This is a genomic window from Pseudomonas azotoformans (assembly GCF_900103345.1).
Taxonomy (GTDB): domain Bacteria; phylum Pseudomonadota; class Gammaproteobacteria; order Pseudomonadales; family Pseudomonadaceae; genus Aquipseudomonas; species Aquipseudomonas azotoformans.
The window spans coordinates 5,346,833-5,362,965 of record NZ_LT629702.1 but is presented as its reverse complement, the minus strand read 5'-3'; the positions used below and the strand labels follow the sequence as shown (position 1 = coordinate 5,362,965).

The following is a 16,133-nucleotide window of genomic DNA, read 5'->3' as shown; positions in this document are numbered from 1 at the left end:
ACAGGCAACACTACGCCCTGAACTGCCCAAGGCTCGCCTTCAACTGCGCCGCCAACCCATCCAGCACCTTGCCACTGGCCGTGGTCTCCACCACCGCCTGCGCGGCACGCTCGGCCTGGGCATGGATCACCTCGACCCGGCCGCGCACCGCATGGGCGCCCTGGGCCTGGTGCTCGGCTGCACGCGTCGCCAAACCAATCGCGGCATGCACCTGCTCCACCGACGCCTGTACCGTTTGCTGCAAACGCACACTGTCACGCAGCACCAGCAAGCCTTCATTTGCCTGGCGCCCAGCCTTACTAATGGTTTCCACCGCCTCCCGCGCGCCTTGCTGCAACGCCACGATATGCGCCTGGATATCGCCGGTGGAGCTTTGGGTCTTGCTCGCCAGCGCACGCACCTCATCCGCCACCACCGCAAAACCGCGCCCGGTCTCACCGGCACGCGCCGCTTCGATCGCCGCGTTGAGTGCCAACAGGTTGGTTTGCTCGGCAATGCCGTGAATGACAGTCAACACCACCTCGATCTGCTCGCTTTGCTGGGCGAGGCGCTCGATCACCATAGAGCCTGCCTGTACCTGCCCCGCCAGCGCTTCGATCAAGCTACCGACTTCAGCCGAAGTGCGCGAGTTCTCGTCCGTGGCCTGGCGGATATCCACCACCTGCTGCAACGCCGCCTGCATGGCGTGGCTTTCAGCCTGAGCTTCATCCGCCATCTGCGAAAGCGCACGCAGACTTTCGGCCACCTCATCGCGCTGCAAGCCGGCGGCCGCATCGGCACCCGCGTTGCGCAGGGTCATGGCACCGATTTCCACACCCGTACGCTGGGCCACATCCCCTGCCTCACGCACAATGGGCTGCAACTTATCCACAAAGCGATTGACCGCCGACGCCATGTCGCCGATTTCGTCCTTGCTGCTGATCTGCACACGCTTGGTGAGGTCACCCTCGCCCGCTGCCAAATCATCCATGGCCGCGATCAACAGCTTCAGGCGGTTGACCACACGGCGCCCCAGCACCACAGCGATCAACAGCAATACGCCAAGACCAACCAGCGCGAGCCCCATGCCGATACGCCAGCGCAGGGTGCCGGCAGCGTCCTGAACGGCGCTGGTGGTGTTGGCCGTCATCTGGGTGGCTGTGGCTTGCGCAGATTGCAGGCGGGCGCCCATGGCGGCAGCGCTGTCGGCGGCCGCGCCCTTGAGGCTGTCGCCAACCAGTTGATCTCCACTGGCGATCAGCGCCGCAAAACGTTTATCAAGCGCTTGCAGGTCCGCCTCGACCGCCGCCGTCGAAACCCCCATGCGCACCTTGCCGATTTCTACGCCATTGGGGCTGATGGACGCCTCCACGTAAAACACCGAAGGATCATCTTTGGCCGCATCCAGCACTTTATCCAGGGCACGATCCCCCTTGCCCTTGTCCAACAGCGCCTGGTTGATCGGGTTTTCACGGTTCAGGTAGCGAGTCAGGTGCTCGCCCGCCGCGTCGTCATACACCACGAACAGCACGTTGGGATTGCGCTGGGCGCGCCGCGCGAACTCCGACAGCGTCGGCACGTCGCTGTCCCACATGGCGCGGGGCGCCACCGAGGCCAGCAGTTGCGCCATGTCATTGGCAGAGTCTTTCAGGTCTTTTTCAAGGGTCGCACGCAGCTGCTTCTGCTCTTCCTGCAAACGGGTCGATAGCCCTGCGGTCAGACGCTGACGGGTGCTTGTAGACAAGCTATCGAGACTGGACGTGACTTCCTTGCCAGCCTGGGCCAATTCGCCGGACAGCTTCTGGCTGTCGACACCCAGGCGATTGCCTAAATCAGCCTCCAGTGCCGTGACCGTGCTTCGCGTCAGGGCGACCGCCACCAGCACTTGCACCAAAAGAGCGATACCTAGGGTAACGAACACTGGCCGCAATAGACGGCTTTGTAACAATGAGAGAACGGCAGACATCGGGAATCCCTCCACCACGGGTGCCATTAATTTGATAGCACCGCGAAAGAAAGAACCGAAGCAAGGGTCGTGCCGCCCGAGCGACAGAAACGACAAAGGGCTCCCGAAGGAGCCCTTTGCTTTTTACATCAACAGCTTATTAAGCGAACGGATGACGCAGAACGATGGTTTCGTTGCGGTCCGGACCTGTCGAAATAATGTCGATCGGCGCACCGATCAGCTCTTCAACACGCTTGATGTAGGCGCGGGCGTTAGCCGGCAGTTCTTCCAGGGTCTTGGCGCCCACGGTCGATTCGGTCCAGCCCGGCACTTCTTCGTACACAGGCTGCAGGCCCACATAGCTGTCGGCGTCGGTCGGAGCAACGTCCTTGCCTTCGGCATCTTTGTAGCCGATGCAGATGTTGATGGTTTCCAGGCCGTCGAGCACGTCCAGCTTGGTCAGGCAGATGCCCGAGATGCTATTCACATCGATAGCGCGACGCAGGATAACGGCGTCGAACCAGCCGCAACGACGGGCACGGCCGGTGGTCGCGCCGAACTCGTGACCTTGCTTGGCCAGGTGCGCACCGACTTCGTCGAACAGTTCAGTCGGGAACGGCCCCGAACCGACACGGGTGGTATAGGCCTTGGTGATGCCCAGGATGTAGTCCAGGAACATCGGGCCAACGCCCGAACCCGTGGCAACGCCGCCAGCAGTGGTGTTCGAGCTGGTCACGTACGGGTAGGTGCCGTGGTCGATGTCCAACAGGGAGCCTTGGGCGCCTTCGAACATGATGTCTTTGCCGGCGCGACGCAGGTCGTGCAGCTCGGCAGTAACATCCAGCATCAGCGGCTTGAGCAGCTCGGCGTATTCCTTGCACTCGGCCAGAGTCTTTTCGAACTCGATGGCCGGTTCTTTGTAATAACCGACCAGCATGAAGTTGTGGTAATCCACCAGTTCACGCAGCTTGTCTTCAAAGCGCGGCATGTTGAGCAGGTCGCCCACACGCAGGCCACGACGTGCAACCTTGTCTTCGTAGGCCGGGCCGATGCCACGACCGGTAGTGCCGATCTTCAGCTCGCCACGGGCCTTTTCACGGGCCTGGTCCAGCGCAACGTGGAAGGACAGGATCAGCGGGCAGGACGGGCTGATACGCAGGCGCTCGCGCACTGGTACGCCTTTCTCTTCCAGCTTGGTGATCTCACGCAGCAGGGCGTCAGGTGCAACCACCACGCCGTTGCCGATCAGGCACTGCACGCCTTCGCGCAGTACGCCCGACGGGATCAGGTGCAAGACGGTTTTTTCGCCATCGATGACCAGGGTGTGGCCAGCGTTGTGGCCACCTTGGTAGCGCACTACGGCGGCAGCATGTTCGGTCAGCAGATCAACGATCTTGCCTTTGCCCTCATCACCCCATTGGGTGCCCAGGACTACGACATTCTTACCCATAACACTTGTCCTCATTCGCGCAAACTTGGTGCCGGCGATGGCCGGCAGGAAAACTCAAGAAGCCAGTGGCGATACTTGCCAAAGCCCGTTCTGCAGAATCAATTGCCGGTCGCAGTCCGCTTCACGGGCGGCGGCCAATGGCTGGCCAGGCAAGGCCTGGACAACACGCTGACCCTCACTGCGCAACTGGCAAACCTGCTGCCAGAGTGCTGCGTCCGTACTGTCGGGCATCCAGATGCCACCAGACGGCAGCTCGACCTCAGCACGCCCCAGGGTCACCAGGGTTTTCAAATCGGTGGAAAAGCCGGTGGCCGGACGCGCACGACCGAAGTCGGCGCCGATATCGTCATAACGACCGCCTTGGGCGATGGCCTGGCCAACACCCGGTACAAATACGGCGAACACTACACCGGTGTGGTAGTGGTAGCCGCGCAACTCACCCAGATCAAAGTACAGCGGCAACTGCGGGAAGCGCGCCGACAACTGCTCGGCAATCGCCAGCACGTCATCCAGCGCTGCCCGTACCGGCTCCGGCGCATTGGCCAGACGCTCACGCGCCGCCACCAGCACTTCACGGCCGCCGCACAGGTTGACCAGTGCACGCAGCATGTCTGCCAGGTCGGCAGGCACGCCGGCCGTGAGGGCGATCACTTCATCGATGGCCTTGCGTTGCAGGGCATCGAACAGCTGTTGTTCCACTTCACCGGACAATCCGGCCGCACGGGCCAAGCCACGGTAGATACCCACGTGACCCAGGTCCATGTGGACATCCGGCACATCGGCCAATTGCAGCATGGCCAGCATCAAGCTGATCACTTCAACGTCGCTGCTCGGGCTGGCATCGCCGTACAACTCGGCGCCCAACTGGATCGGGCTACGGGACGACGACAAGGCACGCGGCTGTGCGTGCAGCACGCTGCCGGCGTAGCACAGACGGCTTGGACCTTCACGACGCAGGGTGTGCGCATCGATGCGTGCCACTTGCGGCGTGATGTCGGCACGGAACCCCATCTGACGGCCCGACTGCGGGTCGATGACCTTGAAGGTGCGCAGATCCAGGTCCTGGCCCGCGCCGGTCAGCAGGGATTCCAGGTACTCGATATGGGGGGTCACGACAAACTCGTAACCCCAGCTCTGGAACAGATCCAACACCTGACGACGCGCTACTTCAATGCGCGCAGCTTCTGGTGGCAGTACTTCTTCGATGCCATCTGGCAGCAGCCAGCGGTCTACCGTTGCCATTACGCCATTCCCCTATGATCCGGGCGGCCAGCCCTCGGCCGAGCCTTGAGTGAAGCAGAAAACACCCGCCGCCTGCATAAACCACGCGCAAGAGCGACGTGACGAACGGCCTGAAATCGGCCTCGTCGGGCACTTTCCTCGAAAAACCTGTCACGCCTGCCGAATCAAACATGCAGACGCAAAAAAGCCGGGAATTTCCCGGCTGCCGCATCATACACCCGTTTTCTGAAAGGATCACCCCGCCAGGCGTTTTAGCCGCCCGACGGAGTGCTTCCTACACAGTGACGAGCTGATTACTTGGCTTTTTCCAGGTAGCGGAAGAAATCGCTACTTGGGTCCAGCACCATGACGTCGGTTTTGTTCGCAAAGCTTTCACGGTAGGCACGAAGGCTACGGTAGAACGCGTAGAACTCCTGGTCCTGGCCGTAGGCCTTGGCGTAGATCGCCGCAGCTTGAGCGTCGCCATCACCACGGGCCTCTTCAGACTCGCGATACGCTTCGGCCAACAGTACACGACGCTGACGGTCAGCATCCGCACGGATACCTTCAGCCAGTTCGTTACCCTTGGCGCGGTGCTCACGGGCTTCACGCTCACGCTCGGTGCTCATGCGCTCGAACACGCTGCGGTTCACTTCCTTCGGCAGGTCGATGGCCTTGACCCGAACATCGACCACTTCGATGCCCAGCTCTTTTTCCGCCATGGTGTTCAGCGAACGGGTGATGTCAGCCATCAGCGCATCACGCTCACCCGAGACCACCTCGTGCAGGGTGCGCTTACCAAACTGGTCACGCAGGCCCGATTCCAGACGGCGCGACAAACGCTCATCGGCAATCTGCTTGAGGCCGGAGGTCGCGGTGTAGAAGCGCTCGGCATCCTTGACGCGCCACTTGGCGTAGGCGTCAACCATCACGGCTTTCTTTTCCAGGGTCAGGAAGCGCTGTGTCGGTGCATCCAGGGTCATCAGGCGGGCGTCGAACTTGCGCACCTGGTTGACGTAGGGGACCTTCACATGCAGGCCCGGCTGGACATCCGCCTGGACCACGCGACCGAATTGCAGCAGCACCGCACGCTCGGTCTGAGCCACGATGTAGAAGCAGTTCCAGGCAGCGATGACCACGACGACGCCCACAATCAGGGCTGTCAGCGATTTATTGCTCATCAACGACTCTCCCTGGTACGTGTTTGCTGTTGCAGCAAGTCAGCGGCCGCACGGGCGCTCGCTTCATTGGCAGCGGCATTCGAACTGGTGGACGGCGCGCTGGTACCGCTACGGCCCCCTTCGATCATCTTGTCCAGCGGCAGGTACAGCAGGTTGTTCTGCCCACCTTTGCTGCCGGTCACGAGAACCTTGCTGGTGTTGCTGAAGACTTCCTGCATGGTGTCCAGGTACAGACGCTCACGGGTCACTTCAGGTGCCTTGCGGTACTCGGCGACCAGCTTGGTAAAGCGATCCGCCTCACCCTTGGCGCGGGAGACCACTTCGTCGCGGTAACCGTTGGCATCCTCGAGGATGCGCTGGGCCTGACCACGAGCTTCCGGCACGACGCCGTTGGCGTAGGTTTCAGCCTGGTTGCGCGAACGCTGCTCGTCTTCACGGGCGCGGATCACGTCGTCGAAGGCTTCCTGTACTTCACGCGGTGCGGCTGCGCTCTGTACGTTCACCTGGGTGACGGTGATACCGGTGCGATAGGTATCGAGGAACCGTTGCAGGCGCTCCTTGATCTCGCTGGCCATCAATTCACGACCTTCGGTCAGCACCTGGTCCATCGCAGTCGAACCGACGACATGGCGCAGGGCGCTTTCAGTAGCGTGTTGCAGGCTGATCTCCGGCTGATCAACGTTCAGCACGAAGTCCTGCAGGTTGCTGATCTTGTACTGCACGGTCAGCGGCACTTCGACGATGTTCTCGTCTTCGGTCAGCATCTGGCCCTGCTTGGTGTAGGCACGCTCACGCGTGACGTTCTCCATGTACTTCTTGTCGATCGGCGGGAAGTAGATGTTCAGGCCCGGGCCGACAGTCTCGTAGTACTTACCGAAGCGCAGCACCACGGCCTGCTCCTGCTCGTCCACCACGTAAACGGCGCTGTACAGCCATACGGCCGCCAGCACGACAAGACCCAGGCCCAGCAGGCCATAGCCACCGCCCTTGCTTGTGCGACCGCCGTCGTCACCACCACGTTTTTTTCCACCACCGAACAACCCATTCAGGCTTTCCTGCAGCTTTCGGAAGGCCTCGTCGAGATCTGGTGGCCCCTTGCGGTCGCCATTATTGCGGCGTTTACCACCCCAAGGATCCTGATTATTCGAGTTGCCACCCGGCTCATTCCAAGCCATAGCGCTCTCCATCTGATAAAGCAAAGACGCACCCACGGCGCGCCGACCAATGCTACAGAATGCCTGCCACTGCGGCACAACCGCTTTAGGAGGCTTTTATTGCAAAGTGTGTTGTTCGATGAACTCTGTCGGTACCACGCCTTCACGGCTGACCAGCCGATTCAGCTCCGAGCGCGGCAATCGAACGGCCAGCAAGCTGACACCTTCTTCGTCGTGTTCCTCTTTCTGTACCGCGCCCAACTCGAAAAACTGTGCACGCAGTCGAGCAAAACGCTGGGGCAAGCGCAAGGTGCCAACAAACAAATCGCTGCCGAGCAACTCGGCAATGGCCTGTTCAAGCAACTCGAGACCACTGCCGTCACGCGCCGACAGCCAGACCCGCTGGGGCTTGCCGTTCTCATCGCGCTGGATTTGTGGCTCAACGCCTTCAAGCAAATCGAGTTTGTTATAGACCTCGAGGATCGGCAAGTCCTGGGCACCAATCTCGCCCAGCACCAGCATCACCTGTTCAATCTGCAACATGCGATCCGGTTCGGCCGCATCGATCACGTGCAACAGCAGGTCGGAATTGCTCGACTCTTCGAGCGTAGACCGAAATGCCTCGACCAGCTTGTGCGGCAAGTGACGAATGAAACCCACGGTATCGGCCAGGACAATCGGTCCCAGGTCGTCAAGGTCCAGACGGCGCAGGGTCGGGTCGAGGGTAGCGAACAGTTGGTCGGCCGCGTACACGTCCGATTTCGTCACGTTGTTGAACAGTGTGGATTTGCCGGCGTTGGTATAACCCACCAGGGACACGGTCGGGATATCCGCACGGGAACGGCCACGCCGCGATTGCTCGCGCTGGCTGCGCACTTTCTCGAGGCGGCCCTTGATCTGGCGCAGGCGAACCCGCAGCAGGCGCCGGTCGGTTTCGAGCTGGGTTTCACCCGGGCCACGCATACCGATACCGCCACCCTGGCGCTCAAGGTGAGTCCAGCCGCGGACCAGCCGGGTGCTCATATGGTCAAGCTGGGCCAGTTCGACCTGGAGCTTGCCCTCATGTGTACGTGCGCGTTGGGCGAAAATATCGAGAATCAGACCGGTACGGTCGATCACGCGACACTCGAAGACACGTTCGAGGTTACGTTCCTGACTGGGCGTGAGGATGTGATTGAAGATCACCAGATCGGCTTCTTCGGCGTGGACCAGGTCGCGCAGTTCCTCGACCTTGCCGCTGCCAATCAGGAATTTGGCGGTTGGCCGATGACGCGGCACGTTAAAAAACGCAACGGTCTCGGCGCCGGCCGAATTTGCCAACTCCTGAAACTCCTGCGGATCTTCGCGCGCCTCAGGGTCCTGTCCATCCAAGTGAACGAGGATCACTCGCTCACCACCACCGTGGCGCTCAAAGAACAAAGGAGACTCCTATCAGGCGTTACCTGCCTCAACGTCACCCTGTTCATCACCCGCTGCGCTAGGCAGACGGATTGGACGAACTGGAACGACTGTCGAGATAGCGTGCTTGTAGACCATCTGGCTGACGGTGTTTTTCAGCAGGATCACGAACTGGTCGAACGACTCGATCGTACCTTGCAGCTTGATACCGTTGACCAGATAGATGGAAACCCCCACTTTCTCTTTACGTAAAGTATTCAAGTAAGGGTCTTGTAGCGAATGCCCTTTTGACATGTGCCGCACTCCTTTAAGGATCAATAATAAAAAATCGGAAAATAGATAGCTTATGGCCGTCACACCCCCAAGGATAGACGGCAATTGCAAGGACTCAGCTCAATATGGAGACCGTTCCCAAGTATTTCAAGGCGCGTGACAGATTGTCGCTGTCCAGGCTGTCCAGCCAGTGCAAATCGCTCCAGCTGCGCAACCAGGTGAACTGGCGTTTCGCCAATTGGCGCGTGGCAATGATGCCGCGTTCCTGCATTTCGGCTGACGTCAGCTTGCCATCCAGATGATCCCAGACTTGGCGGTAGCCTACAGCACGTATCGAAGGTAACCCTGGATGCAGGTCACCTCTGGAACGCAGAGCTACGACCTCGTCCACAAACCCCTGTTCCAACATAATTGTGAATCTTTGTGCAATTCGTTCATGCAGCACCTGGCGATTTGCCGGAGCGATGGCCAGATTCGCCACAGTATAGGGCAATTGTGACTGTCCCGAAGCGCCTGCGTCAGCACTTTGCGCACTTTGTTTCAGCCGGTGTTCAGTCATGGTATGCCCACTCACACGCCAGACTTCCAGGGCACGGGTGAGGCGCTGGGGGTCATTGGGGTGAATGCGTGCGGCGGATACCGGGTCGACCGCCGCCAACTGATCGTGCAGGGCTTGCCAGCCAAGGCGTGCAGCCTCTTCCTCAAGCTCGGCGCGCACCTGGGCGTCGGCCGGCGGCATGTCCGCCAGACCTTCCTGCAACGCCTTGTAGTAGAGCATCGTACCGCCGACCAACAGCGGAATATTGCCCCGCGCGGTGATGTCGGCCATGGCGGCGAGTGCATCGGTGCGGAAATCTGCAGCCGAATAGCTCTCGGACGGGTCGATGATGTCGATCAGCCGGTGTGGATGCTGGGCCAGCAGCTCTTTCGAAGGCTTGGCGGTGCCGATGTCCATGTCCCGGTAAACCAGGGCAGAGTCGACACTGATCAGCTCGCACGGCAGCACCTTGGTCAGTTCGATGGCCAGGTCGGTCTTGCCGGCGGCCGTGGGGCCCATCAGGAAGATCGCGGGGGGCAAGGCACTCATCAACGGCCGCGCAGGAACAGTTTGTCCAGATCGTCCAGGCCCATCTGGGTCCAGGTCGGTCGGCCATGGTTGCATTGCCCGCTGCGCTCGGTGTTTTCCATGTCGCGCAGCAAGCCGTTCATTTCCGGCAGGGCCAGGCGGCGGTTGGCACGGATGGCGCCGTGACAGGCCATGGTGCCGAGCAGCTCGTTGATGTGCGCCTGGATGCGGTCACTGGTGCCGTACTCCATCAGGTCTGCCAGCACGTCTGCCACCAACCTGTTGGCCTCGGCCTGCTTGAGCAGCGCGGGGATCTGGCGGATGGCCAGGGTTTCCGGGCCCAGGCGTTGCAATTCAAAGCCCAGCTTCTGGAACACGCCGTGGTGCTCTTCGGCACAATCGGCCTCACGCTGGCTGACCGCCAGGGACTCCGGCACCAGCAACGGCTGGCCGCTGAGGCCTTCACTGGCCATGGCAATCTTGAGGCGCTCGTACATGATCCGCTCGTGGGCGGCGTGCATGTCCACGAGCACCAGGCCGTGGGCGTTCTCCGCGAGGATATAGATGCCTTTCAGCTGCGCCAGCGCGTAACCCAGCGGCGGAATATCACCACCGCCCTCCGGCAAGGCGACCGAGGCACCCGGCTCAGCCCCCGGCAGCGGTGCAAAAAACTCGCGGTACGCGGCCTGGGCCTCGGCCACCGGCACCGCCGATTGCGGGCGCGGGGTGTATTGGTACTGATAACCCGAGCCGGAGCCGGCATTCGGCGCGGTATACGAGAGTTGCGACTGCGGCGATTGCAGCAGGTTTGCCGCCAGGCTCATTTCACCCTGAGGACCGAATTCACCGGCCTCCGGGCCACTCGGGCGGACCACTGCCGTCACAATGGGCGCGGACAATTGATCATCCGGGCGCACATCCCCCAGGGTGCGGTGCAAGGTGCCATAGAGGAAGTCATGCACCATGCGACCATCACGAAAGCGCACTTCGTGCTTGGTGGGGTGCACGTTGACGTCCACCACCGAGGGGTCGACCTCAAAGAACAGCACGAACGTCGGGTGACGCCCGTTGAACAGCACGTCGCGATAAGCCTGGCGCACCGCGTGGGCCACCAGCTTGTCGCGTACCGCGCGGCCGTTCACGAAGAAATACTGCAAGTCCGCCTGGCTACGGGAGAACGTCGGCAACCCGACCCAGCCCCACAACCGCAAGCCATTGCGCTCGATTTCAATCGGCAGCGCCTGCTCCAGGAAGCCCGCACCACAAATCGCCGACACCCGGCGCGCACGCGCGGCGTCATCATTGGCTTCATGCAGGCTGAGGATGGTCTTGCCGTTATGGCGCAGGTGGAACGCTACATCGAAGCGAGCCAGGGCCAGGCGCTTGATGACTTCCTGCAGGTGATCGAATTCGGTTTTTTCAGCCTTGAGAAACTTGCGCCGCGCCGGGGTGTTGAAGAACAGGTCGCGCACTTCCACCGAGGTGCCGACCGGATGCGCCGCTGGCTGGACCCGAGGTGCCATGTCGCGGCCTTCGGTTTCCACTTGCCAGGCTTGTTCGGCGCTGCGGGTGCGGGAGGTCAGGGTCAGGCGGGCCACGGAACTGATGGAGGCCAGCGCCTCACCGCGAAAGCCCAGGCTCATCACCCGCTCAAGGTCTTCCAGGTCGCGAATCTTGCTGGTGGCGTGACGCGCCAGGGCCAGCGGCAAGTCATCGGAGGAAATGCCGCCGCCATCGTCACGCACGCGCAACAGCTTGACGCCGCCCTGCTCTACATCGACATCGATGCGCTTGGCGCCGGAGTCGATGCTGTTTTCCAGCAGTTCCTTGATCACCGACGCCGGGCGCTCGACCACCTCGCCTGCGGCAATCTGGTTGGCAAGGCGCGGGCTCAGCAGCTCAATGCGCGATCCGCTGTTCAGGAGTGATTCGCTCATTACTGCGCCGCCAATTCAGTGCCGGGGATGGTCAACACCTGGCCGACTTTCAATTCATCGGTTTTCAGGTTGTTGGCGCTGCGCAAGGTCGCGGCCGACACCTGGAACCGCACCGCCAGCATGGCCAGGGTGTCGCCGGGCTGTACGCGATGGTCACGCGGGCCCTGGGCGATTTTGCCCGAGTCACGCAGCCAGGCGATGTAGGTGCCCGGCGGCGGGTTCTGCTGGAAGAACTGGCGGATACCGGCGCTGATAGAGCGGGCGAGCGCCTGCTGGTGGCTGCCGGTGGCCAGTTTGGAGGCTTCGTTGGAGTTGGAGATAAACCCGGTTTCCACCAGGATCGAGGGGATATCCGGTGATTTCAGTACCATGAAGCCTGCTTGTTCCACGCGCTGTTTGTGCAACGGCGTGACGCGACCGATATTGCTCAAGACCTTCTGGCCCACGTTCAAACTGGAGGTCAGCGAAGCGGTCATCGACAGGTCGAGCAGCACGCCGGCGAGCATTTTGTCCTTGTCATCGAGGGACACGTTGCCGGCGCCGCCGATCAGGTCGGATCGGTTTTCGCTGTCGGCCAGCCAGCGCGCGGTCTCGGAGGTCGCACCGCGATCCGACAGGGCAAACACCGAAGCGCCAAAGGCAGCGGCCGAAGGCGCGGCGTCGGCGTGGATCGACACAAACAGGTCGGCGCCTTTCTTGCGGGCGATTTCGGTACGGCCGCGCAGCGGGATGAAGTAGTCGCCGGTACGCGTCAGCTCGGCGCGGTAGCCCTTCATGCCATTGACCTGGCGCTGCAGTTCGCGGGCGATGGCGAGTACCACGTCTTTCTCATGCTGGCCGCGCGAGCCGGAAGCACCCGGGTCTTCACCACCGTGACCGGCGTCGATGACCACGATGATGTCGCGCTTGCCGGCCGGAGCCGGTGGCGGCGGTGGCAGCTTGACCTGCGGTTGCGACGGGTTCACCGGCACTGCCGGCACCGTTGCCACGCTCGGGGTGGGCGCAGGCGGCGGCGCGGCATCGGCGGCGTTGTCGAACAGGTCGACCACCAGCCGGTTGCCGTACTGGGCGTTGGGCGCCAGGGAGAAGCTTTTCGGGGTCACGACCTTTTTCAGGTCGATGACCACGCGCAGGTCGGTCGGCGTGCGTTGGGCCGAACGCATGGCGGTAATCGGGGTGTTGGCGGTGGAGACTTTCAACGGCGCGGCCAGGGTCGCGCCGTTGATATCGATCACCAGGCGATCAGGCGACGTCAGGGTAAAGACGCTGTGCTGGACCGGGCCAGACAGGTCGAACACCAGTCGCGTGTTATCCGGCGCTCGCCACAGGCGAACACTCTTCACCTGTGAAGCAGCCAGAGCATTGACAGTCATTGCCGCAAGCAACACCCCCACGACAGCAACCAACGCGCGAAAGCGCATACCTAACCCCACCAATTATTTGAATTCCAATGCCAAAGCCGCGCACCACGACTGGCCGCGCACGCTCTGGGGCAACAACTTCAACTGACGTCCATGCTCATGCGGCGTAATGGTAATGGTCAGGTCAGGCTTTGGCAAAAAGCCTGTGCCTTTATCTGGCCACTCGATCAGGCACAGCGCATCTTCGTCGAAGTAATCCCGGATACCCATGTATTCCAGTTCTTCGGGATCGACCAGGCGATAGAGGTCGAAATGGAACGCTCGCACGTCGCCGATTTCGTAGGGTTCTACCAGGGTGAACGTCGGGCTTTTTACCGCCCCCGTGTGGCCCAGCCCGCGAATGATCCCCCGGGACAGCGTGGTTTTGCCCGCCCCCAGGTCGCCTTCCAGAAAGATCAGCCCCGCTCCCGCCGTGACCTGGGCGATGCGCTGGCCGAAGGCAACCATGGCCTCTTCATCGGCCAGGAAAAGAATTACTTCAGACACGGTGACTGTTCCTCCAGCAATTGACGAATGGCAGGGATCAGGTCACTGGCGGCCAACCCGCGACCGAACGTCCCCTGGCGATCTCCCGCCGTTGCGTGCAACCACACGGCCAGGCAGCTTGCCTCATAGGCGGGCATGCCCTGGGCCAGCAGTGCACCCACCAGGCCGGCCAGCACATCGCCCAGCCCAGCCCCTGCCATCGCCGGGTGGCCTTGATCACAGCGCGAAACACGTCCATCCGGGCTGGCAATCAAACTGCCAGCCCCCTTGAGGATAGCCACTGCATTGAATTTCTGGCTCAACGCGCGCGCCACCTTAAGACGATCGGCCTGAACCTCGGCTGTCGACACGCCCAACAAGCGCGCAGCCTCCCCAGGATGCGGGGTGATCACGCAATCGGCCGGCAGCCTGAGATTGCCGGTGGCGAGCTGATTCAAGGCGTCGGCGTCCCACACCTGCGGCTGGCTGGCGTTGGCGGCGACGGACAACAGGCTTTTACCCCATGCAGCATCGCCCAGGCCCGGTCCGATTACGATGACTGAGATCTTTTCCAGCAGGCCCATCAATTGATTGGCCGAACTCACCCCAACGGTCATGACTTCCGGCAGGCGCGCGAGGGCGGCGGGCACATGTTCCAGGCGCGTCGCCAGGGACACCATGCCCGCGCCGCTGCGCAGGGCGCTTTCGGCACTCAGCAGCGCAGCGCCGCCAAAGCCGCGGTCACCACCGATGACCAACAGGTGGCCGAACTGACCTTTATGGGCGTCTGGGGAACGTGCAGCGAGTTGCGGCAAATGGCCGTGCAACAGCGGCTGTACGTCGGTTATTACGTGTTTTGTCTGCGGCATGCGTCTTCAAGCTCCGATGTCTGGCAGAATTATACCTATCTAACCTGCGGTTTCCCTTGTCTCATGCCTGCCATCACCACCGATCTGCCTGCCCTCGCCCAATCGATCAAAGACTGGGGCCGCGAGCTGGGCTTTCAGCAAGTCGGCATCAGCGGCCTGGACCTGGCCGAGCATGAACAGCACCTGCAACGCTGGCTCGACGCGGGTTACCACGGCGAGATGGACTACATGGGCGCCCATGGCAGCAAACGCTCCCATCCGGAAGAGCTGGTGCCCGGCACCTTGCGCGTGGTTTCGCTGCGCATGGACTACCTGCCCGGCGACACACAAATGGCGCAACTGCTGGCCAAACCGGAAAAAGCCTATATCTCGCGTTACGCCCTGGGCCGCGACTACCACAAGCTGATCCGCAAGCGCGTGCAGCAACTGGCCGACCGCATCCAAGCGCAGATCGGCCCCTTCGGCTTCCGTGCCTTTGTCGACAGCGCACCCGTGCTGGAAAAAGCCATCGCCGAAAAAGCCGGGCTGGGCTGGATAGGCAAAAACACCCTGGTGCTCAATCGCAAGGCCGGCAGTTATTTCTTCTTGAGCGAGTTGTTTGTAGACCTGCCACTGCCGGTGGACGAACCTCATAGCACCGAACATTGCGGGCGCTGCACCGCCTGCCTGGACATCTGCCCCACCAATGCCTTTGTCGGCCCCTACGTGCTGGACGCCCGGCGCTGCATTTCCTACCTGACCATCGAGCTCAAGAACGCGATCCCCGAAGACCTGCGCCCGTTGATCGGCAACCGTGTGTTCGGTTGCGATGACTGTCAGATCGTTTGCCCATGGAATCGTTTCGCCCGCGCCACCACAGAGAGCGATTTCAAGCCACGCCACAACCTGGATAACGCCGAACTGGCCGAGTTGTTCATGTGGGACGAGGATAAATTCCTCAGCAGCACCGAAGGTTCACCCCTGCGCCGCGCCGGCTATGAGCGCTGGTTGCGCAACCTGGCGGTGGGCCTGGGCAACGCACCATCGAGTATTCCGGTGCTGGAAGCCTTGAAGGCGCGGCGGGAGTATCCCTCGGAGCTGGTGCGCGAACATGTGGAATGGGCGCTGAACCAGCACGCCAACCGCTAGTGCACGTCGTCGTTGTAGACGAACTTGGGCATTTCCCAGTGGAAACGGATCGCCAGCAAGCGCAGTAGAAAGCCGCTGAACAGCGTCAGCAGGATCGATTGCTCACTGGGCAGTTCCAGATAAAGGCACAGCATGTAGAACCAAGCGGCGAGGAATGACACGCTGGCGTATAGCTCACGACGGAAGATCAGCGGGATGTCGTTGCAGAAGATATCCCGCAGGATGCCACCGAAAACGCCGGTGATCACGCCGCTGACCGATGCCACCAACATGCCGTGGCCCATTTCCAGGGCGGTCATGCAACCGATCAGGGTGAAGGCCACCAGGCCCAGGGCGTCCAATGCCAGGAACAACGAACGCAGGCGGCGCATCAGCGGCGCGATAAAGATCGTTACCAGCGCGGCGACGGAGGTCAGCACCAGGTATTCCGGGTGCTTGACCCAGGTCAGCGGGTAATGCCCCAGCAGCACATCGCGCACCGACCCGCCACCCAGCGCCGTCACGCAGGCGATCAGCACCACACCAAACCAGTCCATACCCCGCCGCCCGGCGGACAGCGCGCCAGTCATGGCTTCGGCAGTGATGGCGATGAGGTAGAGCATCAGCAGCATGAGGGCGATCCTTGCAAAACTGTGGCGAGCGGGCT

14 protein-coding genes are annotated in these 16,133 nt (G+C 61.7%); 1 reads left to right on the top strand and 13 read right to left on the bottom strand.

Annotated elements, in window-relative coordinates; genetic code table 11:
- Positions 1 to 10: 10 nt before the first annotated feature.
- The 12 genes from BLR69_RS24320 to BLR69_RS24265 form a co-directional block, all read right to left on the bottom strand.
- Complete coding sequence (locus tag BLR69_RS24320) at positions 11 to 1,945, bottom strand: methyl-accepting chemotaxis protein (RefSeq protein WP_071497208.1); 1,935 nt, start codon at positions 1,943 to 1,945, stop codon at positions 11 to 13.
- 139 nt (positions 1,946 to 2,084) lie between these two features.
- Complete coding sequence (locus BLR69_RS24315; RefSeq protein WP_010213605.1) at positions 2,085 to 3,374, bottom strand: adenylosuccinate synthase; 1,290 nt, start codon at positions 3,372 to 3,374, stop codon at positions 2,085 to 2,087.
- A 54-nt stretch (positions 3,375 to 3,428) separates the two neighbouring features.
- Positions 3,429 to 4,616: an ATP phosphoribosyltransferase regulatory subunit gene (locus BLR69_RS24310; protein ID WP_071497207.1), complete on the bottom strand. Its 1,188-nt coding sequence runs from the start codon at positions 4,614 to 4,616 to the stop codon at positions 3,429 to 3,431.
- A gap of 293 nt (positions 4,617 to 4,909) precedes the next feature.
- The gene (gene hflC, locus BLR69_RS24305; RefSeq protein WP_025857365.1) at positions 4,910 to 5,776 is read right to left on the bottom strand and encodes a protease modulator HflC; all 867 of its coding nucleotides are present in this window, start codon (positions 5,774 to 5,776) and stop codon (positions 4,910 to 4,912) included.
- A complete protein-coding gene (gene hflK, locus BLR69_RS24300) occupies positions 5,776 to 6,951 on the bottom strand; it encodes an FtsH protease activity modulator HflK (protein WP_071497206.1) in 1,176 nt (391 codons plus the stop codon). Before hflK ends, hflC begins: the two co-directional genes overlap by 1 nt.
- A 96-nt stretch (positions 6,952 to 7,047) precedes the next feature.
- Complete coding sequence (hflX, locus tag BLR69_RS24295) at positions 7,048 to 8,349, bottom strand: ribosome rescue GTPase HflX (RefSeq protein WP_071491677.1); 1,302 nt, start codon at positions 8,347 to 8,349, stop codon at positions 7,048 to 7,050.
- A 12-nt stretch (positions 8,350 to 8,361) separates the two neighbouring features.
- Positions 8,362 to 8,622, bottom strand: a complete 261-nt coding sequence (hfq, locus tag BLR69_RS24290) for an RNA chaperone Hfq (protein WP_058423463.1) — start codon at positions 8,620 to 8,622, stop codon at positions 8,362 to 8,364.
- 94 nt (positions 8,623 to 8,716) lie between these two features.
- Positions 8,717 to 9,688, bottom strand: a complete 972-nt coding sequence (gene miaA, locus BLR69_RS24285) for a tRNA (adenosine(37)-N6)-dimethylallyltransferase MiaA (RefSeq protein WP_071497205.1) — start codon at positions 9,686 to 9,688, stop codon at positions 8,717 to 8,719.
- Positions 9,688 to 11,604: a DNA mismatch repair endonuclease MutL gene (gene mutL / locus BLR69_RS24280; protein ID WP_071497204.1), complete on the bottom strand. Its 1,917-nt coding sequence runs from the start codon at positions 11,602 to 11,604 to the stop codon at positions 9,688 to 9,690. Before mutL ends, miaA begins: the two co-directional genes overlap by 1 nt.
- Positions 11,604 to 13,025, bottom strand: coding sequence for an N-acetylmuramoyl-L-alanine amidase (locus tag BLR69_RS24275; protein WP_071497203.1), 1,422 nt, complete (start codon positions 13,023 to 13,025; stop codon positions 11,604 to 11,606). The genes mutL and BLR69_RS24275 overlap by 1 nt, the downstream gene beginning before the upstream one ends.
- Before the next feature lie 15 nt (positions 13,026 to 13,040).
- Positions 13,041 to 13,511: a tRNA (adenosine(37)-N6)-threonylcarbamoyltransferase complex ATPase subunit type 1 TsaE gene (gene tsaE, locus BLR69_RS24270; RefSeq protein WP_071497202.1), complete on the bottom strand. Its 471-nt coding sequence runs from the start codon at positions 13,509 to 13,511 to the stop codon at positions 13,041 to 13,043.
- A complete protein-coding gene (locus tag BLR69_RS24265) occupies positions 13,499 to 14,359 on the bottom strand; it encodes an NAD(P)H-hydrate dehydratase (RefSeq protein WP_071497201.1) in 861 nt (286 codons plus the stop codon). The genes tsaE and BLR69_RS24265 overlap by 13 nt, the downstream gene beginning before the upstream one ends.
- A gap of 63 nt (positions 14,360 to 14,422) precedes the next feature.
- On the opposite strand from BLR69_RS24265, the gene queG reads away from it, so the two are divergent.
- Positions 14,423 to 15,487 carry a tRNA epoxyqueuosine(34) reductase QueG gene (gene queG / locus BLR69_RS24260; protein WP_071497200.1) on the top strand — a complete coding sequence of 355 codons (1,065 nt, stop codon included), beginning with the start codon at positions 14,423 to 14,425 and terminating at the stop codon, positions 15,485 to 15,487.
- On the opposite strand, the gene BLR69_RS24255 is transcribed toward queG, so the two are convergent.
- Positions 15,484 to 16,098, bottom strand: a complete 615-nt coding sequence (locus tag BLR69_RS24255) for a trimeric intracellular cation channel family protein (protein WP_058423469.1) — start codon at positions 16,096 to 16,098, stop codon at positions 15,484 to 15,486. The two genes, queG and BLR69_RS24255, sit on opposite strands and share 4 nt — an antisense overlap.
- Positions 16,099 to 16,133: the final 35 nt, after the last annotated feature.

Bases quoted from the DNA above. Each gene is read 5' to 3' on its own strand.
- hflK (WP_071497206.1), bottom strand. From the start codon at position 6,951: ATGGCTTGGAATGAGCCGGGTGGCAACTCGAATAATCAGGATCCTTGG.
- BLR69_RS24315 (WP_010213605.1), bottom strand. From the start codon at position 3,374: ATGGGTAAGAATGTCGTAGTCCTGGGCACCCAATGGGGTGATGAGGGC.
- BLR69_RS24320 (WP_071497208.1), bottom strand. From the start codon at position 1,945: ATGTCTGCCGTTCTCTCATTGTTACAAAGCCGTCTATTGCGGCCAGTG.
- BLR69_RS24310 (WP_071497207.1), bottom strand. From the start codon at position 4,616: ATGGCAACGGTAGACCGCTGGCTGCTGCCAGATGGCATCGAAGAAGTA.
- BLR69_RS24255 (WP_058423469.1), bottom strand. From the start codon at position 16,098: ATGCTGCTGATGCTCTACCTCATCGCCATCACTGCCGAAGCCATGACT.
- hflC (WP_025857365.1), bottom strand. From the start codon at position 5,776: ATGAGCAATAAATCGCTGACAGCCCTGATTGTGGGCGTCGTCGTGGTC.
- mutL (WP_071497204.1), bottom strand. From the start codon at position 11,604: ATGAGCGAATCACTCCTGAACAGCGGATCGCGCATTGAGCTGCTGAGC.
- queG (WP_071497200.1), top strand. From the start codon at position 14,423: ATGCCTGCCATCACCACCGATCTGCCTGCCCTCGCCCAATCGATCAAA.
- hfq (WP_058423463.1), bottom strand. From the start codon at position 8,622: ATGTCAAAAGGGCATTCGCTACAAGACCCTTACTTGAATACTTTACGT.
- BLR69_RS24265 (WP_071497201.1), bottom strand. From the start codon at position 14,359: ATGCCGCAGACAAAACACGTAATAACCGACGTACAGCCGCTGTTGCAC.
- BLR69_RS24275 (WP_071497203.1), bottom strand. From the start codon at position 13,025: ATGCGCTTTCGCGCGTTGGTTGCTGTCGTGGGGGTGTTGCTTGCGGCA.
- miaA (WP_071497205.1), bottom strand. From the start codon at position 9,688: ATGAGTGCCTTGCCCCCCGCGATCTTCCTGATGGGCCCCACGGCCGCC.